Origin of the sequence: Pseudomonas sp. TH31, from assembly GCF_016650815.1 — a bacterium.
In the GTDB taxonomy this organism is placed as follows: Bacteria; Pseudomonadota; Gammaproteobacteria; order Pseudomonadales; family Pseudomonadaceae; genus Aquipseudomonas.
Map to the genome: position 1 here is coordinate 1 of NZ_JAEKEZ010000029.1, position 18876 is coordinate 18876.

General features: G+C 58.3%; 22 protein-coding genes and 1 pseudogene. 6 read left to right on the forward strand and 17 right to left on the reverse strand.

Features of this window, described 5'->3' with window-relative positions; genetic code table 11:
* A partial coding sequence (locus JFV26_RS19200) for a chorismate synthase (protein ID WP_201194686.1) occupies window positions 1-290 on the reverse strand: 290 nt, incomplete at its 3' end.
* A gap of 84 nt (window positions 291-374) precedes the next feature.
* Between JFV26_RS19200 and JFV26_RS19205 the strand changes: the two genes are divergently transcribed.
* Window positions 375-1373, forward strand: coding sequence for an alpha/beta hydrolase (locus JFV26_RS19205; RefSeq protein WP_201194688.1), 999 nt, complete (start codon window positions 375-377; stop codon window positions 1371-1373).
* 97 nt (window positions 1374-1470) lie between these two features.
* A complete protein-coding gene (locus JFV26_RS19210) occupies window positions 1471-2262 on the forward strand; it encodes a hypothetical protein (RefSeq protein WP_201194690.1) in 792 nt (263 codons plus the stop codon).
* Window positions 2263-2388: 126 nt separating this feature from the next.
* Here the strand turns inward: JFV26_RS19210 and prmB are convergent, their stop codons facing one another.
* Entirely contained in the window at window positions 2389-3297 is a 909-nt protein-coding gene (gene prmB, locus JFV26_RS19215; protein ID WP_201194692.1) for a 50S ribosomal protein L3 N(5)-glutamine methyltransferase, read from the reverse strand.
* A 255-nt stretch (window positions 3298-3552) separates the two neighbouring features.
* Here prmB and JFV26_RS19220 point away from each other — a divergent pair, with 255 nt between their 5' ends.
* The 4 genes from JFV26_RS19220 to JFV26_RS19235 all read left to right on the forward strand — a co-directional run bounded on the left by JFV26_RS19220 (window position 3553) and on the right by JFV26_RS19235 (window position 5900).
* Window positions 3553-4143 carry a cysteine hydrolase family protein gene (locus tag JFV26_RS19220; RefSeq protein ID WP_201194695.1) on the forward strand — a complete coding sequence of 197 codons (591 nt, stop codon included), beginning with the start codon at window positions 3553-3555 and terminating at the stop codon, window positions 4141-4143.
* 131 nt (window positions 4144-4274) lie between these two features.
* Complete coding sequence (locus tag JFV26_RS19225) at window positions 4275-4595, forward strand: hypothetical protein (protein WP_201194697.1); 321 nt, start codon at window positions 4275-4277, stop codon at window positions 4593-4595.
* Between the two features lie 85 nt (window positions 4596-4680).
* Entirely contained in the window at window positions 4681-5238 is a 558-nt protein-coding gene (locus JFV26_RS19230) for a Smr/MutS family protein (protein WP_201194699.1), read from the forward strand.
* Window positions 5239-5585: 347 nt separating this feature from the next.
* A complete protein-coding gene (locus JFV26_RS19235) occupies window positions 5586-5900 on the forward strand; it encodes a hypothetical protein (protein WP_342215468.1) in 315 nt (104 codons plus the stop codon).
* A 122-nt stretch (window positions 5901-6022) separates the two neighbouring features.
* On the opposite strand, the gene JFV26_RS19240 is transcribed toward JFV26_RS19235, so the two are convergent.
* From JFV26_RS19240 to JFV26_RS19310, 15 genes and pseudogenes are all read right to left on the reverse strand, one after another.
* Window positions 6023-6538 carry a hypothetical protein gene (locus tag JFV26_RS19240; RefSeq protein ID WP_201194701.1) on the reverse strand — a complete coding sequence of 172 codons (516 nt, stop codon included), beginning with the start codon at window positions 6536-6538 and terminating at the stop codon, window positions 6023-6025.
* Window positions 6539-7024: 486 nt separating this feature from the next.
* The gene (locus tag JFV26_RS19245; RefSeq protein ID WP_201194703.1) at window positions 7025-7531 is read right to left on the reverse strand and encodes a lysis system i-spanin subunit Rz; all 507 of its coding nucleotides are present in this window, start codon (window positions 7529-7531) and stop codon (window positions 7025-7027) included.
* On the reverse strand, window positions 7531-7956 hold the full coding sequence (locus JFV26_RS19250; RefSeq protein WP_201194705.1) for a structural protein: 426 nt from the start codon (window positions 7954-7956) through the stop codon (window positions 7531-7533). Before JFV26_RS19250 ends, JFV26_RS19245 begins: the two co-directional genes overlap by 1 nt.
* A 61-nt stretch (window positions 7957-8017) precedes the next feature.
* A complete protein-coding gene (locus tag JFV26_RS34490) occupies window positions 8018-9046 on the reverse strand; it encodes a tail fiber domain-containing protein (protein ID WP_201194707.1) in 1029 nt (342 codons plus the stop codon).
* 288 nt (window positions 9047-9334) lie between these two features.
* Entirely contained in the window at window positions 9335-10018 is a 684-nt protein-coding gene (locus JFV26_RS19260; RefSeq protein WP_201195857.1) for a hypothetical protein, read from the reverse strand.
* Between the two features lie 324 nt (window positions 10019-10342).
* A complete protein-coding gene (locus tag JFV26_RS19265) occupies window positions 10343-10843 on the reverse strand; it encodes a DnaT-like ssDNA-binding protein (RefSeq protein WP_201194709.1) in 501 nt (166 codons plus the stop codon).
* A gap of 3 nt (window positions 10844-10846) precedes the next feature.
* The gene (locus tag JFV26_RS19270; RefSeq protein ID WP_046047652.1) at window positions 10847-11062 is read right to left on the reverse strand and encodes a hypothetical protein; all 216 of its coding nucleotides are present in this window, start codon (window positions 11060-11062) and stop codon (window positions 10847-10849) included.
* Between the two features lie 53 nt (window positions 11063-11115).
* On the reverse strand, window positions 11116-12084 hold the full coding sequence (locus JFV26_RS19275; RefSeq protein WP_201194711.1) for a major capsid protein: 969 nt from the start codon (window positions 12082-12084) through the stop codon (window positions 11116-11118).
* A gap of 16 nt (window positions 12085-12100) precedes the next feature.
* The gene (locus JFV26_RS19280; RefSeq protein WP_201194713.1) at window positions 12101-12805 is read right to left on the reverse strand and encodes a hypothetical protein; all 705 of its coding nucleotides are present in this window, start codon (window positions 12803-12805) and stop codon (window positions 12101-12103) included.
* 88 nt (window positions 12806-12893) lie between these two features.
* Window positions 12894-13391, reverse strand: a complete 498-nt coding sequence (locus JFV26_RS33715; protein WP_242487870.1) for a DUF2829 domain-containing protein — start codon at window positions 13389-13391, stop codon at window positions 12894-12896.
* A gap of 13 nt (window positions 13392-13404) precedes the next feature.
* A pseudogene (locus JFV26_RS19290) lies at window positions 13405-14492 on the reverse strand (minor capsid protein).
* Window positions 14467-15927 carry a DUF4055 domain-containing protein gene (locus tag JFV26_RS19295; RefSeq protein ID WP_201194715.1) on the reverse strand — a complete coding sequence of 487 codons (1461 nt, stop codon included), beginning with the start codon at window positions 15925-15927 and terminating at the stop codon, window positions 14467-14469. Before JFV26_RS19295 ends, JFV26_RS19290 begins: the two are co-directional and overlap by 26 nt.
* Window positions 15927-17414, reverse strand: coding sequence for a terminase (locus JFV26_RS19300; RefSeq protein WP_201194717.1), 1488 nt, complete (start codon window positions 17412-17414; stop codon window positions 15927-15929). Before JFV26_RS19300 ends, JFV26_RS19295 begins: the two co-directional genes overlap by 1 nt.
* A gap of 1 nt (window position 17415) precedes the next feature.
* On the reverse strand, window positions 17416-18024 hold the full coding sequence (locus tag JFV26_RS19305) for a hypothetical protein (RefSeq protein ID WP_201194719.1): 609 nt from the start codon (window positions 18022-18024) through the stop codon (window positions 17416-17418).
* Between the two features lie 466 nt (window positions 18025-18490).
* Complete coding sequence (locus JFV26_RS19310; RefSeq protein ID WP_201194721.1) at window positions 18491-18745, reverse strand: hypothetical protein; 255 nt, start codon at window positions 18743-18745, stop codon at window positions 18491-18493.
* Window positions 18746-18876 lie beyond the last annotated feature (131 nt).

Consider the following 18876-nt stretch of genomic DNA (forward strand, 5'->3'; position numbering starts at 1 on the left):
GCCGAGTAGTCCTTGGACTTCTGGTCGGTGTTGCGGATCAACAGGCCAATGGCGCAACCGGTGGTGCGGCCTTCGAACACGCCGCTGAGGATTTCGACTTCGTCGGCTTCCTGGCGCTGGGTGGTGTGGCGGCTGGTGCCGGGTTTGCGGCGGTCAAGGTCACGCTGCAGATCCTCCTGGGAAATCTCCAGACCCGGCGGGCAGCCGTCGACAATGGCGACCAACGCCGGACCATGGCTTTCGCCAGCGGTGGTGACAGTGAACAGCTTGCCGTAGGTATTGCCGGACATGCGGGACGCTCCGTGAAATCGAACCTGAATACGTAATGCGCGCCAGTATACGCAGGCTACCCAAGTAGTTCATCCTCGAACCTTATGGGTGCCTGCGAGTCCAACCGGCATCTTGTTCATGATGGCGTGATGATGCTGCGAGTTCTAGCCTTGAGCCTTACCCTGTTTACCGGCTTTGCCCAGGCCACTGTCCTGCAACGCCCAATCACTTTGAATACCGGTACCGGGGAGCTTTTCGGCTCGCTGTTGCTGCCAAAATCCGACACGCCGGTACCGGTTGTCCTGATCATTTCCGGTTCCGGCCCGACGGATCGTGACGGAAATAACCCCGACGGCGGGCGCAACGACAGCCTCAAGCGGCTGGCCTGGGTGCTGGCCAAACACAACATCGCCAGCGTGCGCTACGACAAGCGCGGCGTGGCGGCGAGCCTGGCCGCGACGCCGGACGAGCGCAATTTGTCGGTGGAAGCCTATGTGGCCGACGCCGAAGCCTGGAGCCAGAAGCTCAAGACCGACCCACGCTTTGGCCAGTTGATTTTGCTCGGCCACAGCGAAGGTGCGTTGATTGCCACGCTGGCGGCGCCGAGTGCTGATGCGGCGGGGGTGATTTCCCTGTCTGGCAGCGCCCGTCCGGTCGATGAGGTATTGCGCCAACAATTGGGCAATCGCCTGCCACCACCGCTGATGCTGCGCAGCAATGAGCTGCTCGACAGCCTCAAGGCCGGGCACACCGACGATAATGTACCTCCACAGTTGGAGGTGATTTTCCGTCCCAGTGTGCAGCCGTACCTGATTTCGCTGTTCCGCCAGGATCCTTCGGCCGCCTTCGCCCGCTTGAAGATGCCGGCGCTGATTGTTCAGGGCAGCCATGACATTCAAGTCGGTGTCGGCGATGCCAAAGCGCTCAAAGCCGCCAAACCCGATGCCACACTGGCAGTGATCGAAGGCATGAACCACGTGATGCGCATCGTGCCGAACGACGTGAAACGGCAATTGGCGTCCTACAAGGACCCTAATTTGCCGCTGGCCGCAGAACTGGGCACGCGAATCATCGAGTTTATTGACGGACTTCGCACCCGTTGAACGCCCCCTAGCCCTCTAGTCCTGAAAAAAACGGCCGATAAGCCTTTGTCGCCAGCGCCATGACTGGCGGCAAGCGCTTGGACAGGATCTCGCCGTTATGACTGATACCCAGACTTCACCCGACACCACCGCTGAAAAAGACGCACCTCCAGTGGTCGAGCTGCCGTGGGCGGACGTCCACGTCGAGCACCACAAGATGCTCCGCCTGGCACCGTTGCAGACCGACCGCAACACGGGTGGCCGGCCACTGCGCTTTGTCGAGTTCGGTTACGCCGAGCGCAACAGCAAGGAACACAGCCTGATGCGCATGACCATCACGCTGCCGGGCCAGCGGGTGCGCAAGGAACAGAATCATCTGGACGTCTGGGTCGATCACGAAACCAAACGCGTGCATTTCGGGCCGGCCAGCGGTTTGCAGATCGAACCGATGAACCGTGGCATCGGCCGTTACCTGGCGGCTCAAGGCATTTGCTGGGCGAAAAAACGCTGGCCCGGCTACACCGTCGACGGCAGCGACCTGAACAACAAGGATGCGTTGAACGAAGACACGCGCCTGCGCCGCGATCACTTTTTGCGGGTGCACGGTTTTGATGTGGTCTACGCCGACGCCCAGCATTTGAAGGGCAGCGTCAAAGAGGTGCAGGTCGGCGATTTGCTGACCGACTGGAATACCGAAAAGCTGCAGCAGGTGGAAATTCTCGAAGCGGCGCAGATGCTTCAGCAGGCCGAGCAGAACCTGGCCGAGCAGGAAGTGAAGCTCAAGAAACACGAAGAGAAGGTCACCAAGTACAAGCGCGAGGACGCGGGGCTGCGCTTTACCATCAGTTGCCTGGTGGCGTTTGCGGTGTTTCAGGCGGGGTTGTTGATCTGGATTGCGACACACCGTTAAAGGCTTGAGACCGCGGTGCGGCCATCGCGGGCAAGCCTTGCTCCTACAGGTTTTGTGTCGTGCCCAATGACGCAGCACACACAAAACCTGTAGGAGCAAGGCTTGCCCGCGAAAGCGTTCTAACGGTTAAACGCGGGAAGCAAACACCGCCTGATGATCGCGGCACTGCTCTGCGGTCAGCATGAATACCCCATGCCCACCGCGCTCGAAATCGAGCCAGGCGAAGTCGACTTCCGGGTACAGCGCTTCGACGTGAACCTGGCTGTTGCCTACTTCGACAATCAGCAAGCCCTTCTCGGTCAGGTGATTCGCCGCTTCGGCGAGCATCCGGCGAACCAGGTTCAAACCGTCATCACCGCAGGCCAGGCCCAATTCCGGTTCGTGCTGGTATTCGTCCGGCATGTCGGCGAAATCCTCCGCATCGACGTAGGGCGGGTTCGACACGATCAGGTCGAAACGTTGACCCGGCAAGCCATCAAAACCATCGCCCTGAACCGTGTACACCCGCTCATCGACGCCATGGCGCTCGATGTTCTGGTTGGCCACCTCCAGCGCTTCGAACGACAGGTCGGCCAGCACCACTTCGGCGTTCTGGAACTCGTAGGCGCAGGCAATACCGATGCAACCGGAACCGGTGCACAGGTCAAGAATCCGCGCCGGGTCGGTGCCCAGCCACGGAGCGAAGCGTTTTTCGATCAGCTCGCCAATCGGTGAGCGCGGAATCAGCACCCGCTCATCAACGATGAACGACATGCCGCAGAACCAGGCCTCGCCCAACAGATAAGCGGTAGGAATGCGTTCTTCGATACGACGCCTGAGCAAGCGTTGCAGATTGACCAGCTCATCGTCTTCCAGATTGCAGTCCAGATAGCTGTCGGCAATTTCCCACGGCAGGTGCAACGCCCCCAACACCAGTTGACGGGCTTCATCCCAGGCATTGTCGGTCCCATGGCCGAAAAACAGATCCTCCCCATGGAAGCGGCTGACGGCCCAACGGATATGGTCACGCAGGGTACGAAGTCGGGAAGTGATCACGGGGGCAACTCCAAATGAAACGACTGGCAGAAAAAACGACTGGTGATTCTAACAGCCAAAACGCTTGACGACGACGCGGGAAAAACACCGGAGCAGATGTAGGACTTGTCCATTTTTTTCGGTTGGCTATTGAACAAAAAGAGCCGCTTGACAAGGCTGTAAGCCAGCAACGACGGTGCCTGCGATGGTAGCGATTCACAGAACCGCTCAGCCAGAGGACAATGTCGCAAAAGCCCCACTCCAAGGAGCCCCAGAATGTCCGTTCCACAAACGATGTTTCAACTCAGCGGTCGCGGTTACCCGGCGGCCAAACTGAGCCAGGCGACCCTCATCATCATCGATGCTCAGAAAGAATACCTCAGCGGCCCGTTGGCCCTGAGCGGCATGGATGCTGCCGTCGCAAACATCAAGCAAATCGTGGCCGCGGCCCGCGCAGCCGGTCGGCCGATCGTGCACGTGCGTCACCTCGGCACCGTTGGTGGGCTGTTCGATCCACAGGGCGAGCGCGGTGAGTTCATCCCGGGCCTGGAGCCACACGCCGACGAGACCATCATCGGCAAGCTGTTGCCGAGCGCGTTCCACGGCACCACGCTGTACGATCGCCTGCAAGAACTGGGCTCCCTGGACTTGATCGTCTGCGGTTTCATGAGCCATTCCAGCGTCAGCACCACCGTGCGCGCCGCGAAGAACCTGGGCTTTCGCTGCACCCTGGTCGAAGATGCCTGTGCCACCCGTGACCTGCCTTACAAGGGCGGTGTACTCAGCGCCGAGCACGTTCAGCAGACCGAAATGGCAATCATGGCAGACAACTTCGCCACCCTCGCCCTGACCCACGATCTGATCTGATCGACGCCAGATGAGCGGCTAATCCCGCCGCTCATCCACAAAAGCCTCTCATTTTCTGCAATTGTCTTAGCCTCAGGAACATCCCGGACAACTCCCGGTCGAAGGGCCGATACCCATTGAGGAAGGTCGGAATGAAGTTATCCGATGGTTTTGACGCACGCCGCCTGCGGCCCAAAGGCCGAAGCAACTGGCGTTACAGATTCGGCGCAGCGATTGCCGCCCTGCTGGCGATGGGCGGTGTGCTGCTCGCCATGGCCGGTGCCGCCAGCCTGCTCGGCCACGCGCCCGCCATGGGCGAATTGAATACCAACCGGGTCGGGGCCGCCGTGATTCTGGCGATTGGCCTGTTTGTGCTGTACATCGGCGTGTGGCTCTGGCGCCGCTGCCGCCGGCGCTCGCGCCAGTCGCAGGGTCTGAATATATCCCCGCACCTAATGAAAAAACACGACTGAATCAACGGCCCGCCAATCTGGCGGGCCCAATTGTTATGGATGGCGCCTCGACTTGGGTAAACTGGCGGCCTTCGCGGAGGCTGACATGCAAGACGACGATTTTTCCCTGTTTAAAAGTGCGACCCAAGGCATCAAGCCGATCAAGCACGATCGCGCCGAAACCGGAAAACCCAAGAGCGACCGCGCGCAAATCGCCAAGCTGCGTCAGGCCGCCACCGTGCGCACCGATGCCACCACCGTTGACGGGCTGTCGGATCAGTTCGTGATCGATGTCGGCCCGGAAGACGAGTTGATGTGGGCACGCGACGGCGTTCAGGAAAGCCAGATACGCAAACTCAAGATTGGCCAGATCCCCTTCGAAGGCAGCCTCGACCTGCACGGCATGAACGTGGAAAAGGCTCGGGAAACCCTCTGGGCCTTTCTCGCCGAAGCCACCAAATTCGAAATCCGCTGCGTGCGCGTCACTCACGGCAAAGCCGTGCGCCTGGACGGCAAGCGGCCGATGATCAAAAGCCACGTCAACACCTGGCTGCGCCAGCATTCCCAAGTGCTTGGCTTCACCTCGTGCCAACCGAAACACGGCGGCGCCGGTGCGGTGTATGTGATGCTCAAACGCACCATGATGGAAGGTCGAGACGAGTAAAGCTGATGCGTCATGCTTGCAGCGTCGTGTCCGCCACCGTACCCTTGGCCTTTGCGTAAAATCCCACAGGTAGTTTCATGTCCCTGGAACAGAATTACACCGCGATTCTAAAGGGGTAAGGCAAAGTACTCAGGGCCAATGAAACCGGGCACTTCCTTACTTTGGAATACCCGGTTTACACCCTCATTACACGGTCATTGGTACAAAAATTGGTACAAGCTTCATTCCCTTCTTAGGCGTCCCTGCCTAGCGTTCGTCACTTCAAAACCTACACCTCGTCGCCTCACCCTCGCCCAACCTCGCGCCTCGATTACTGTATATCCGAACAGTATAAATAAGGCACTACCGTGAACCATCTCGACATTGAAGACACCAGCGACTGGCTTGGATGCCCGACAGAACTGGAAACCATCGCACACTACAACCGCATGCTGGAAAATGAAATCCAGGAGCTGACCCTACAACTGCGCAAAGCCCGCGAGGACATATCAGGGCTGACCAAAATGCTGGCAGATGCTGAGAGGCCGCTAAAAGAGATTTCAGGGGATACCTGGCAACGAGAGGTGTCGAAGTGGCGGCAAGCGCAAGGAGATAAGCGACTGGACCACCAGAGCAGGATCGAACAGACGAGAAGCGGATTACCTCCGGCAGAAGCTTGCTGACCTGAGATCCCAATCAAAAACGATTGTCTAAACTCAAGATTCAGCTCTAGGTCTTACCCCAGCCCCTAGAGCCAGGGACGACCGCGAGCCCCTGACTTCTGGGCCTCGCGATCGCAAATCAACTAGCCAATAATGATATCCGGTCCATCTCCAATATCAGAGGTCGGGTTTGTGGGTTTATAAGTGAGCGAAACAACGCTCAGGGTATTTTGGAGCGTCTGCGTGCCGAACCCGCTCGTCACTGTGGTGTGGCACAGGATTTGAGAGCACGTAGGAGTGGTGGGCTGACACGCGCCGTTTTTACCGACCGCAACCGGACCACACTTGAAAGTCATGGTCCGGTACGGCTTGAGACTTTGTGGGTCCCACCACTGCACGCTCAGGATCTCGTCTTTCGTGCCGCCGTTACTCCTCACATTATTGAGTGTGATGGTGAACTCCGCTGACTCGACGGGAAAGCCAGTGCTGTTCGTCAAAACAGGAGCGCAGTCGTAGCACACGTCTAGGCTCTGATTGACTTTCACTGTAACGGGCATTGCCATGAAGATCGTGATGCCGTCCTTGTTGTAGAGGATGACATTTTTGCGAGCAGGTGATGCCTCTAGGTTCGAAGCTACTTTTTTGGCTAGCTCAGACATTTTAATTTCCCTATTTCCTAAGTTCCATATGCACTGAGGCTCTTAACAAGAGCCTCTCCCTGTTACACGAATCCAATCTTTGGATACGCCTTATCCATTAAAGTTTGGTAAAACGCCTCTGTCAAAATTTACAAGCAACATTCTAAATGCTAATTTTCAAACTTCTATCCGCTATTAATTATAGCGCCATTATCGCCAACAACGATAAAAACCAATTCAAATAGGACTCGACTTTTTACTAGACACATGAATCAGCAACAGGAATTAACAAAGGCTGCTCTTAATCTAGGGTGATAGTTGCGCATACACCGACAAGCCAAGAGCGCAACCGTCAACATGCCAATAAAAGCACCAGTTTGCGTTAGTTTTTGTGGGGAATTTCGAAAGATAGAGAAGTGCCTATGTGCGGAAGACTGTCGGAGTACACCGGCGTTCACGACCTCATTGCAGCGCTGAGCATGCCAAGCGCCCTGGCTTTCACCATCCTCAACGCACCAACGCCCTGACATAGGCCTGACACGCCTGCAGGGCGATCAGTCCCTGGTCGCCGGCGTCGGTGATGGCGATAACTCGTTGAGCATGCGCTGGGTCAAGTCGGGCGCGCGCTCCTCCATGAACCACGCCGACGGCTTCGGCACCGGCTGGCACTGAACAGCCACCGGCTGGATCCGCAGCGTCGAGGAGGACTGACAACCGCAAATCAGAAGTGGCAAGGCGATCGCGCAGGCGAGCCTGATTGGTTTGAGCATCGGTCAGTTCCTTGTGGTGGGTTTGGTCGCTGGCCGACAGGCGCTGCTCAAGCGCCAGGCGCTTGTCCTGCTCGTTCCGTTGCTGGGTGGCGGCTGCCAGGGTCAGTTCATTTAGCGTGTCGCCCTGCAACCGTGCCTGTTCGGCGAGCTGCTTTCCGTAGCGCCAGTCTTGGACCTGCCATGCGCCGGCGGCGATGGCCAGCGCCAAAGCAAGCCCGCCGATCAACTTCCACGGCAACGGCATCACACCAGCGCCCTCCGCACACCTTCAGCCAACACCGAATCCGGATAAGCAAACCCGGCGTTCTCATGATGGATGATCGCTTTGACAAAGCCCCGCATCACCGCCGGCATAGCCAGATCAATCTCAGCGCCAGCTTTGGTACCGGTGTTCTCTTCGACGGCGCGCACGTATGCGGCAGTGTCGTTTTCTACCGATGGCGCCCACCGACTGATCATCGCCGTCACCGTCTTCAGTCCGTGCTTGCGTTGGTACGTCAGCAACAACTTGCCCAGGGCTCGGATACCGTTCTCGGGCACGTCGAATCTGGCAAAGCGCTTCTCGATAGCGGGATCGGGCTTGAGCTGGCCCTGCCACTGGTTGACTGGGTTGTAGTCTATGTTTCCGGGGTTGCGGTTGCGCACTCCGCGCGTCTCGGTTGCAGTCATCACTTTTCTCCAGGCAAAAAAAAGCCCGCTCGATGGCGGGTGCTTTGTTTTTCAGTTGGGTCTATTGGGAGGCTGACTTCAGTTCTTCAATTTCAGCCTTCAAGGTTTTGATCGCAGACACCAGGTAAGGAATCAGCCCGGTGTAATTCACGCGCCAGATGTCCTCGGCCGAGTCAGGGTCCGCAGGGGTAACCAGTAGCGGAGCGACCTCAAAGAGCTCCTGCGCGATTACGCCGACCTCGTGGTGCGGATATTCCGTGGAATCGAGGAAGTCACGGCGATCGAACTCAACCGGCCGGATCGCCATAATTCGATCAAGGCCGTCAGTGATCTCAATGTCGTTGATTTTCAACCGGCGATCAGAACCTTGGCTTACCGCGCCCGGCACGTTCAGGTTGCCCGCATAGGTGTAGGCCATGGTCGGCCCGGACGCCGTATTGTTTGAGTTTACCGACCTCCAAGTGAAGCCGCCAACGCCGCTGCCCTGGTTAACCACAAATTGCCCGTCACCCTGCCCAGTCGGATTCCAGCCTATGTATAGGCCTTGTTGCGATCCGTAAAATGTGGCCGGCGCGGTGACTCCTACCTCCACTGCAGCTATGCGATTGTCACTTCTGCCAGTGCCGCCCTTTTGGGTCGGAACAACGCTCTCGATTGCCACGGATCCCAACCCGAGCGCGGTCCTTGCTGCTGCCTGAGTATTACCGCCTGTGCCGCCTTGCGCTACAGATAGAGGCGTGCTCATGCCGGTAATTTTTGGCACTTGCAGCTCAAGCGGAACCGCTAAAACACCATCGTAGCTGTAGGACATATTCGGCCCGGTTGCGGTGTTATCTGCGTTCACCGATCTCCAGATGAACCCGCCAGATCCATTGCCCCGGTTAACCACAAATTGCCCGTCCCCCTGCCCAGTCGGACTCCAGCCCATGCATAGGCCTTGTACCGTGTACAGCGCCGCCGCAGAGGTTATAGCGACTTCAGCAAACTTTGCCCTTCCATCGGTTCGCCCTGTGCCGCCCTTTGCGAGCGGCAAGACGTCGTAGTTACCGGTGGTGCCGAGCGCGGCCATCTTCGGGCCGTAAGTATTCACCCAATCGCGCACCTGGTCGGACAAACCCTTCTGATAACCCTGTACTGGTGTTATTGCGTAACTGGCGCCAGCAACTGTCGGCCCTAGATATGGTGGAAGGATCGAGATCACCGTGTCACTTGCGACGTTTCCAAGCTCGTACTGGCGACCATCAGGTCCAATGAAGGCGTCCCCAACCCGGTATTTGCTGCAAAACCGGTATTGACGCCAGTGACGGTTGTGGAATTTTGGGTAACAGAAACCGTTCCCAGTCTGTGCCAGGGCATAGTTGAGTCCTATATAAAGAGGTTAAACGGCGAGTTTTGCGAAAACGGCCGGCATGAAAAATGCGAAGGGATTGTTGAAACCGTCAGTGACGGCGTAGAGCGTCCCCGTGCTAAAACTCCAAAGGGTTTTTACTAAACGCCCAGAGGGTGAACCGGTCACCATGTTCATACCAAACGTGTTGATAAGCAGATATTCGTTTTCTGGGAAGTTGAATGACACCGTGTAAAAACTTCGCGTGCTAGATGTCGCGGTGGTTTCGGATCGGACATAGGTCCAGTTTTGAAACGCTCGCGTGAACAGAGCAGTAGGAGTGCCAGAGTCAAACAGCAACTTGGAAGAACCATCCCACAATCGCATCCCATAAGTTGCGGCTGGTTGAGCACCGAAAGTAGCCGCGAAGTACCGACCGTTCGGCTGGTTTGTATTTACGTCGTACGCCCGAACGTAAAATCCGGTCCAGTTCCCCGCTGAACCGATGATCTGCATCGCAGTGAGACCGGCAATACCTCCTGTGTCAGGCCGGCAAAAGACCAGCGGTGGCTCTTGACTGGTGATAACTCGAGGAAAGGCAGTAGTTGACCCAAGTCCGGACTCCTGCGTCGGCGCGTATCGGCCGCTACAGATAACGTTGAGGCGGGCGAACTCGGAATCGATCACCACCTGGTTGCTGTTGTTGATAAAGCTAAGTCCGTAACTCGCCATCAGGCAAACCTTATGACCATTAAACGCATGGTTCCACTGGTGGAAAGACTGGCCGCGAAAGTGCGTGTGTAGTTGTAAACACGCGCAACTCCCGAAAGCATCTCTGTTTCTAACTGGAAGGATGTCGATTCGTTATAGGGGCCTACCGGGATCACGATTGCGACCGAGTTCGTAGCATCGCAGCCGGCCACTGCGAAATCCTGACTCCCTTTTGCTTGGGTAGCAAAGGTGACCAAAGTCGACAGCACTAGCAGGGGCTGTGGCGGGTGGAAAAGATGGTCTTGTTAAAACGTACGGAGCACTAATACTCGAAACGGATCTTGGACTTTAAGCTCTTACGGCAAACAGCCCCCGCCTCTGCAAATAATCCGCAAACTGCGTTGCGCTCGGCCGATCTGGCGCCGCCGGTAACAGTCGGCCACTGGTGTTGGAAATCGTCGCGTACTCGCGAGTTACCGCGCCTTCGACACGCTCCAGGGTGATTGCACCTTTGCGCTTCTCCACCGGGTCGATATCGTCCTGATGAATCTCAGCAGCCAAAGCCATCTGGCCGTACTGAATTCGCGCCGGCAGGTAGTTGTCGGGCTTGATCTGCTGATCTAGCTCGACACCTCGGCGCGGCCAAGCCAGGGCCTGATCGCTGTCCGTCTTGCGCCCCTTCCAAGTCTTGCCTTCCATCGCCAAGGCGGCCCGGCGGAGCAGTGCTTCTTGCGCGACAACATCGGCAGGAATGACCGCGCCAAACTTCACGGCGTACATGGCCAAGTCCTCGGCGGATGCATAGCTTTCGGCGTCCGGCTTGCCGGTGCCGTCCTCGATGATGAGCATGGGTCAGTCCTTGGGTTTGTTCAGGTCAGCGCCTGCCTTCGCAGGTGCGGCGCGGTACTCAGCCTTCAGCGTAGCCTTCGGCGGCTTCTCGACTTCGCCGCCACGGTCTTCCGTGACATTGGCATCGATGATGATCAGGCCTTCCTTTTTGGCGATTGCCTTCACGTCATCTTCGTAGCGGTGGAACGGGCCCGGCAGATACCAGATGTTATCAGTCATCACTGTCACTCCGCTGCGCCAGGGCATTATGCCCCGGCGCAGTCATCAGGTGGTTACTTGGAGGCGTCGCCGATCAGAGCAACACCGGCGGTGTCCTTGATGCTGGCTGCGGTTTTGTCCCAGTTGGTGCCGGTGGCGAGCGCGGCGCTGGATGGCGACTTGCCGCCGTTTGCGACATCCCAGGTGTAACCCTTGATGCCGAGACCGAAGGTGTAGTCCACCTGGATGGTCGTGGTGATGCGCTCGTTACCGTTGTTGGTCTGCACGTTCGAGATGATGTCTCGGTTGTCGTGCACCAGCGCGGCACCAGCCGACAGCCCCAGGATGATTTCCTTGTTCGGCGTGCCGGCTTGAGCAAGCGCCGGCGCATCGGTGACGATCGAGGTCTTGCCGAGGATGTCGACAACGCGAACGTTGCCGGCCTGGAACAGGTTGTTCGGGTTGGCGAGGCCCTGCCCGACCAGCTTGTGCCAGGTGGTGCCCTGCATGACTTGAGCAACCAGATTCTGGCTGGCGTCGCCGAACTTCGCGTGCGCGCTGTTCAGACCGGACTGGGAGATACCCAGAGTGGCCGACACGTCATTCACCGCACCTGCTTGCGCAGTAATGGCCGCCACCAGTGCAGCGATCGCGGTGTTCAGCTGATCCTTCAGCAGCACTTCAGCGAAGGCGCGGCTAGCGACTTCAACGCCTTGCGCAGTCGGACGCTGCAGCCAGGTCATTTGCGACGGCTCGTAACGAATCGGACCGAAGCCACCTGCCACTTTCACGGTGGTGTCTTGCAGTTCGGTCAGGTCGACCGGAGTCACCACCGAGTTGGCGCCGTAGCGGTTCACGCGACGCTGAGCTGCACCGAGGTTCTGGAAGAACGACTCTTGCAGGAAGTCACCGGTGAAGCCATTCGGCGACAGCACAATCGCGCCGTTGCTGGCTGCGTTGAACGCCTCCAGCATTTGGTCCAGCGTCTCGAGAGTCGCTGGCATGATGTAATCGTTGAAAACCTGCATTTGAGACAGGGACATGGGTCAAATCCTTAATTTAGGGGAGATCAGAGAACCGGGACGCGATTGCCGCCGTGCGCTCTGCTTTGGTACCGCCGATGTTTCCTTTTGCGGCCCCGCCGCCACCTCCAGCACCGCCGGCCCCGCCGCCAGATGCCTTACTACCCGCGATCAACGGCGCGAACGCCGTGTCGTTTGCGAATTCTGCTTTCAGCTCATCCAGCGTTGCCGCCGAGAGCTTGCCCTGGGCGTCGAGCACGACCACCACAGGCTTCCCGTCGCGCTGCTCGACGCTCAAACGGCGCTCGATGTGCGGCAACAGGGCTTTGGCGCTACCTGGGATTGCCAGGGCAGACGCGATATCAGTAGCGGTACGGCCGACGGTCAGATCCCGGATCTGAGTGCTCAGCGTTCCACGCTCCTGTTCCAGCATGCCGTTCAGCTCAGCTTCGCGACGGTTGAATTTTTCGGACCAGGACTTTTCAAGCTCTTCGACGTTGCCGGACTTGCGCGCATTCTCTTCGCGCTCCAGGCGGGCTTGGTCTTCGGCGTCCTTGCGGGCCTTGTCGGCAGTCTTCTTCTCGTCCAGCAGTTCCTGGACTTTGGACTTCAGGCCCGAGACATCCTCGGGCTGCGGCAGACCTTCGATGCCGAGGACGTACTTGCCGTCTTTCTCGACGTAGAGCGTTTTAGCGGAGTCATCGAGACCATCCAGAGTGTCCAGCTGATATTTCAAACCCATGTGCTTGTCTCCCAGAGACGATTTGCAGGCCCTGCCCGCAGATATGAAAAAACCGGCTCATGGCCGGCTTGTAGAAATCAAAGGTGGATCAATCGATCAGTTGCCAGTCATCTGCGAGCATGTCGGTCTGAGAGGCGAGCCAGCCCGGCTGCATCTCGCCGGTCGCTGTCTTCATGTTGATGTGAGGATTGATTGTGAATGCGCCAGTGATACCGGCCTTGTGGTACGCGCTACCCTCACGGGCCTCGCTGACAACCGAGCCAGGATCGAGCACGAGCCACATGCCCTTGCCGTTCCAGCCAGCGCGCGCGACCTTGAAGCCTTTCTTTAGAGCCTCGACAGCCAAACCGAAGCTCATGCCATCAGTTGCCCGATAGGCGTTATCGAGTTGCGCCTTGGGCGACCAACTGATGTACCCGGTGTGGTCTGGGTGGTTTGGTGCACCACCATCGGTGTACTCAACCAGATAGCCGTCGTCCGCACCGTTCTCATCGGCAGGCAGTTCCCAGCCGCGATATGCGTTGTAGGCGAGCCGGGTCATGGCCAGAGCTAGAATGATTTTGGTGCCAATGAAGCGCTGAGTCATGAATGTCTCCAGGTTATTTGATGCCCGACCGTTCGAAGGCAAGCGGTTCAAGTGCTCGCATCTGCAAAAGGGTCAGAGGTTTGAAATTGCGATCAAGCTGAAGCTCGGAGAATCGTTCGATGCTCAGGCCGCCTTCGCGGAAAAGCTTGGCGCGGACCAGGCCGATAGCCTTGTCCTGAAACGCCGCCGGCTGCTGCTTTAGCCAGTCGTAATAGCTGAGGTCCGCGCGGACCTGCTGCGGACCGTCATCACCGATGGATGCCCGCGTGGCGTCCTTGGCGAACAGAGCGCTGAAGCGCGTGACTGCCACCACCGTCGAGCGGCAGTTGATGTGGATCGGCGGGCGCGGACCCTCGGTCAGTTTGAACCGCCGCTTGTCGAGCGTCCGGCATTGGCTGGTCGTCTTCGTATCCAGGGTGCTGACCCACTCCACCGCCTGCACGACATCGGCGTTCTCTTTCAGCGTCTCCATGCGCGCCTGGGTGGCGACGTGCTGCACCGCAGTCCGAACAACTGCACCGGCATTCCGATTGGTCGTGGCCAGGATGCCGTCGTTGTACTGGAGCGCCTTGGTGCCCCGAATGTTCTTGATGATCTGGAAGTTGGTCTGGCCTTCGAAGAAGCCCTGCCGGATCGCGCCTGTGAGGCGCTGCCGCTCAGTGGCGGTAAAGCCATCAATGAAAGACTTGAGCAGCTTGCCGCCATCAGCGCCGCGCACGCTGAGCGGGTTGCCGAGGATGGCCGCCCTGATTGCGGCAGCACCCGGCACCGCCGCATCGAACGAGACGCCAACCGGCGCCGCCCGGGTCAGGCTGGTCGCCTCAAACTCGGCTTCGTAGTTGGCAATATCGACCAGGTCGAGGTTCAGCTTCTCGCTGTACCGATTGAAGATGCCCAACAGCAGGCTATCGACCTCACTCAGCAACCGTTCCAGGCGGGCCACGGTGTAATCCGTCAGATCGGTCCGGGTCAGCCGCTCACGTATCGAGCGGTCAATCTCCTTGAGGAAAGGCCCGAACTTGGCGACCTCCCCGACTTCAGTTGCTCGAGGAAAACTGCGTGCCGAATCGTGGCATCAAGGATTGCCTGGTTGGCTGCCATTCGGGATTACCTCGGTGTCGTCCAGAGCGGGCCCAGGGCTTTCAGTTTCCAGTTCGTCGCGGATCTGGTCGTCGGTCTTCTCGGGATTGATCACCCCGCGATCGCGCAGGTACTGCCAGAAGTCGCCCGCCGGCAGCTTGCCGCCCTGCACTGCGTTGAACAGTGCGGTGAGGATCGTTGCGTCCAGGCTGATCTGGCTGAAGTCCTGATTGAGCTTATAGAGTGCTTCACCGGCAGCGTTCGTGAACTCGGCCATCCAGACCAGACACTGGCTGTAGGCCTCGCTGACGTTACTGACCACCAGCGAAAGGACGCTGTGTTCGGCGGCGCTGTCGTTGTCAGCCTGGGTGGCGGTCTTCACCGCGCTGCCCCGCTCGATCAGCCTGGCGCCGAGCGACACCATGTCCTCTTTCTTGCCGTCCATGGCCTCTTTGGCCACGGTGTTCGGCTGAGCCTGCATCATTCCGCACGCCCCACCTTGTGGGAGCAACCACGGCGCGCGCGATCCAAGGAAGATGCCTTGTCCCTCCAGATGGTCGCGCCATTGATCGCTGAGCCCGGACATCCACGGTTGAGGCTGACCCACCAGGTAGGCAGCCTCTTCGTAATCAGCGCTGTTGCGGTAATGGCCGATGTTGATTTCGGCCATGTCGTACAGCGGCGAGTCGTCAATGCTGGTGTCGTTGTTCTCGCTGCCCAGGAATTGGAACGGGATCACCTTCCATTGCTGGCCGGCGCCATTCAGCGGCGAGAAAGGAGCCGTGACCATCGTTGTGGTGCTGCTGCCCTCTTCCCAGACTTCCTGCGTGTAGACGCCAGCAGCATCGAGCCGAAGCACTCGGTACTGCACAGCTTCCTCACTGCCGAAACCATCATCGGTATCGATGTCGACCGTTTCACGCAGCACGACCAGGCTCAGCAGGTGCTGACCACCAACCTTGCGCGTCTTCCAGTTGATGATCGATTCGGCGACGTAGCTGGCAACGCTTGCCCTGGCCCGACCTGATTGCTCGTCCGCCTTGCTCACGCTGCCCGACTTCACGGCAGCGTAATCCACCAGCAGGCCATGGCGGCCGACTTCGAGCAGATGCCCGATGACCGATTGCGACTGCTGGTAAACACTCACGCCCTGCCCGTCGATGTCCTTGGACACGTAGTCGAGTGCGCCGGGAATCGTCAGCGTTGGCCATGTGCGGAAGACCGCGCCTACCAAGCTGTGTTTCGTCCGCCCCGTGGCGTTGTAGAACACGGCGCGCTTCTTGTACGCGTCGTAGCGAGCCTTGTTGTCTGCGCTCTCGTCCGACGCGTTCGGTCGCGGCAGGTAGTGGTCGCCTGCTGCCTTGATGGTTTCCGAGCCTTTGCAGACGTCGCGCACCAGGCGCCAGCGGTTTTTCGCCGCGACGTACTCGGGGCGAGTGAAAGTGACGTCGCTCATCAGCGTGCAAATCCCATTTTGATTTTCGTGGCCGGCTTCCTCGCGCTCTTGGCGACAGCGAAGTACCGGAATGCGTCGGAGCCGTGGGACGTCCAGTCATGCAGTGGCTTGTCTTTCCAGCAGCCCTTCTTGTCGTCCCACTCTTTGCGGTAGTTCTCGAGCGCAGTGATGCCCCCTTCGCACTTCGATTCGTCGAAGGCGCACTTGGACAGAATCTCGCGAACCTGCTCAATGCCATCGTCCACCCCTATCTTCGGGACAACCTGGAACGTCATTCGGTAGACCTGACCATCGATCTCGTAGCCTTCTCGAGCAATGTCTTTACGAGTCTTCGCATCACTGCCGAACTCGCGGTTCTCGATGTCGTGCGGCCCCCAGTGCTCGGAGTAGGTGTAGCCCTTGTCCTTAAGCACCTTCATGTAGTGCCGCAGGCCTTCGCCCGAGTTCTCGTAGTAGTCGATGACGTGATATTCGGTGCCGACTTGACGCACGAACCAGATGGCCGTGGAGTCGCTGACGCCGATATCCCAGAAGGTCATCACCGGCAGGTGGCTGTTGTCCGGCATCACGCCTATGCGTTGCTGGGCGTAGAGCTTGGTCAGTTGCTGCGCGTAATAGGCGCCTTCGACCGACTGTTGGAAGGCTTCGACCGGGATCGATGGGTATTCCCGCTTCATGTCGTCGCCGAGTGTCCTCTCCTTGGCCGCGTACCAGGCGCGCTGGCCGTCATCGGTGACGATCCCGTGCTTGGCGTGCAGTTCGCTGAAGTAATCGGACAGGCGCTGCGGGATGACCACGTCTGTCGGGTCAAGCCAGTAGGCTTTGTTCTTCCACCAGGAGAAGAAGAAAAACTTCCAGTCCAGTAAGCCCAAGGTCACACCAGCCAGTTGCTGACGTTCCGCACTCTGCGAGTAATCGAAGAAGTAGCCGGCCCGACCTTCCGCCGTCGATTCAATCGTGACGAAACAGTCGGTGGCCACGGCCTCAAATGCACCGGTGACGATCTCGCGGGCCTTGTGTGGAAACTTGGCGCAGATCTTCCCGAACTCAGACACATGCAGGTAACGCAGTGTGCCGCCTCGGAATGAAGTGGAGACATAGACCGAGCCGCCCTTACTGAACACCAGCTCACCGGCGGAATCGTTGCTCGCCGGATTGGCGGCGCGGATCTCGGCCGGCAGGTTGTCGTAGGCGTACTTCACCTTCTCCCGGAACAGGCGCTTGGCGTCGTTCAGGGTGTGAGCGATCAGCGCGCACTTGGCAGACTCGAACAACGCGGCATCGAGCTGGATGATGCAGCACTCGGTAGTAAAGCCAAGCTGCCGAGCCTTCAAGATGATGTTCCGGGTGTGCATCCCGTCGAAGTATTCGATCTGCTCGTCCGTCATCCGGAAGCGGACCTTCTTACCCTGCTTATCGTTGATGAAGTAGAGATTGTTGATCCGCCAACGCTTGTCCCGGAGCAGCTTCATGTGCTCGGGCTTCATGTCAGGCGTCCTTCGATAGTTCGTCCATCATTTTCGATAGTTCGTCGGCGTCATTGCCGCCAGTCTTGGTGTCGAGGTCGTAGGCTTGGCGCTCCAGGGCGATCAGGGTCTTCAGCGTCTCGGCCATTTCCTTCATCGTCTTGGAGCGGCCCGGCAGATCGATGATCTTCTGGTACAGGTCATTCCGCTTGTCCTGCCCTTTGTCGTCTTCGGATCGCAGCAGCTCGCCCAACTCTTCGAATAGCTGGCGGTTGTCTGTCAGCCCCTCGAGCTCATCTAGCAGCTTGTTTGCGAGGCGCCGGCCGCGTGAGATGTCGCCGCGGTGGGCCATGCGGATGTTCGCAATGACCTCAGCATTGACCTCGATGATCTCCCGCTCGGTTTCCACTGATTTGCTGGCAACCTGAGTGGCAACCTCTCTTTTGGCAACCAGTGAATCAGCCTTCGCTTTGATCTTTGCCTTCAGGTCCCGCTCCCATCCGTTCGCCTTGGCACGCTTCTGGATCGCGGTGTGAGACACACCACAGGAGGCGGCGATCTCTCTTACGGAAAGCAATCCCGCCCGGTAGGCGCGTTCGATTGCCTCCCAGTCGGGTTGCTTGGCTGTCATAAATTGATTCTTACTGGACGATGTGGGGTTGTATTAACAAGTAGTTGGCGGTATTAATTGGATCCAATCAGCGCGGCCATAAATATGACGTCATTTTTTGGCCGCGCTGATATGAGCACAACGGATTGAGCGCCAACCTTCCTATGAGAAACAGCTATGACCCCAACGATTGGTATTTTTAGTTTCGCGCTAGCGGTTCTGTGTCCAATGCTTTACTTGCTCGCCCGGCAAGCACGGAAGGGGATCGCTTACGCAAATGGCACGGAGGGACCAAAAGAGCGCCCAAGGATTTACTGCGTGGTGTTTGCGATTTTTGGTTTTATCCTGGGGAGCATGTATCAGCCTCTTCACGAGCGTGGCGTTGAGTGCCTGGAAGCATCACAGCCTTTGGTACAATGTGTGGTCTTTCCGGCTCACTGATCCCGAGAGCATTTAGGTTTTCGTGCCGCACTCACCTCCGGCACACCTACCCTTCCGCTCCTTCCAGGATGATCTCGATCAGCTTCTGCTCACCCAGGCGGAACAGCGCAAGCGACTGCATGTCGTCGGCCTTTGGGCCAAACCCAAACACCTCGATGCGACCGCTCTCTGACCGAATGCCCATCACACCGACCGAGCAGGCTTCTCGCTCGCCCGACTCCTGGTCATCGGCGATCTTGCGCAGCGTGCGGACGGCGTCTCGCCAGCCTTCAGGCTTGAACTCCAGCGACTTAGCGGCCATTCATTTCACCATCGGAGAAGTCAGCATCGCTGAATAAGCGAAGGCTCTTGGCGGAAGAAGAGCTTCATCGGTCCGCCCCTCTCATTCAGAGCAACTGGTCTATGGTTAGTGTCTGATCAACTCACAAAGGA

Excerpts from the sequence above, each read along its gene's own strand:
- JFV26_RS19310 (WP_201194721.1), bottom strand. The coding sequence starts at position 18,745 with ATGGCCGCTAAGTCGCTGGAGTTCAAGCCTGAAGGCTGGCGAGACGCC.
- JFV26_RS19205 (WP_201194688.1), top strand. The coding sequence starts at position 375 with ATGGGTGCCTGCGAGTCCAACCGGCATCTTGTTCATGATGGCGTGATG.
- JFV26_RS19300 (WP_201194717.1), bottom strand. The coding sequence starts at position 17,414 with ATGAAGCCCGAGCACATGAAGCTGCTCCGGGACAAGCGTTGGCGGATC.
- JFV26_RS19225 (WP_201194697.1), top strand. The coding sequence starts at position 4,275 with ATGAAGTTATCCGATGGTTTTGACGCACGCCGCCTGCGGCCCAAAGGC.
- JFV26_RS33715 (WP_242487870.1), bottom strand. The coding sequence starts at position 13,391 with ATGACTCAGCGCTTCATTGGCACCAAAATCATTCTAGCTCTGGCCATG.
- JFV26_RS19230 (WP_201194699.1), top strand. The coding sequence starts at position 4,681 with ATGCAAGACGACGATTTTTCCCTGTTTAAAAGTGCGACCCAAGGCATC.
- JFV26_RS19270 (WP_046047652.1), bottom strand. The coding sequence starts at position 11,062 with ATGACTGATAACATCTGGTATCTGCCGGGCCCGTTCCACCGCTACGAA.
- JFV26_RS19240 (WP_201194701.1), bottom strand. The coding sequence starts at position 6,538 with ATGTCTGAGCTAGCCAAAAAAGTAGCTTCGAACCTAGAGGCATCACCT.
- JFV26_RS19275 (WP_201194711.1), bottom strand. The coding sequence starts at position 12,084 with ATGTCCCTGTCTCAAATGCAGGTTTTCAACGATTACATCATGCCAGCG.
- JFV26_RS19295 (WP_201194715.1), bottom strand. The coding sequence starts at position 15,927 with ATGAGCGACGTCACTTTCACTCGCCCCGAGTACGTCGCGGCGAAAAAC.
- JFV26_RS19220 (WP_201194695.1), top strand. The coding sequence starts at position 3,553 with ATGTCCGTTCCACAAACGATGTTTCAACTCAGCGGTCGCGGTTACCCG.
- JFV26_RS19245 (WP_201194703.1), bottom strand. The coding sequence starts at position 7,531 with ATGCCGTTGCCGTGGAAGTTGATCGGCGGGCTTGCTTTGGCGCTGGCC.
- JFV26_RS19265 (WP_201194709.1), bottom strand. The coding sequence starts at position 10,843 with ATGCTCATCATCGAGGACGGCACCGGCAAGCCGGACGCCGAAAGCTAT.
- JFV26_RS19280 (WP_201194713.1), bottom strand. The coding sequence starts at position 12,805 with ATGGGTTTGAAATATCAGCTGGACACTCTGGATGGTCTCGATGACTCC.
- JFV26_RS19305 (WP_201194719.1), bottom strand. The coding sequence starts at position 18,024 with ATGACAGCCAAGCAACCCGACTGGGAGGCAATCGAACGCGCCTACCGG.
- JFV26_RS19250 (WP_201194705.1), bottom strand. The coding sequence starts at position 7,956 with ATGACTGCAACCGAGACGCGCGGAGTGCGCAACCGCAACCCCGGAAAC.
- JFV26_RS19210 (WP_201194690.1), top strand. The coding sequence starts at position 1,471 with ATGACTGATACCCAGACTTCACCCGACACCACCGCTGAAAAAGACGCA.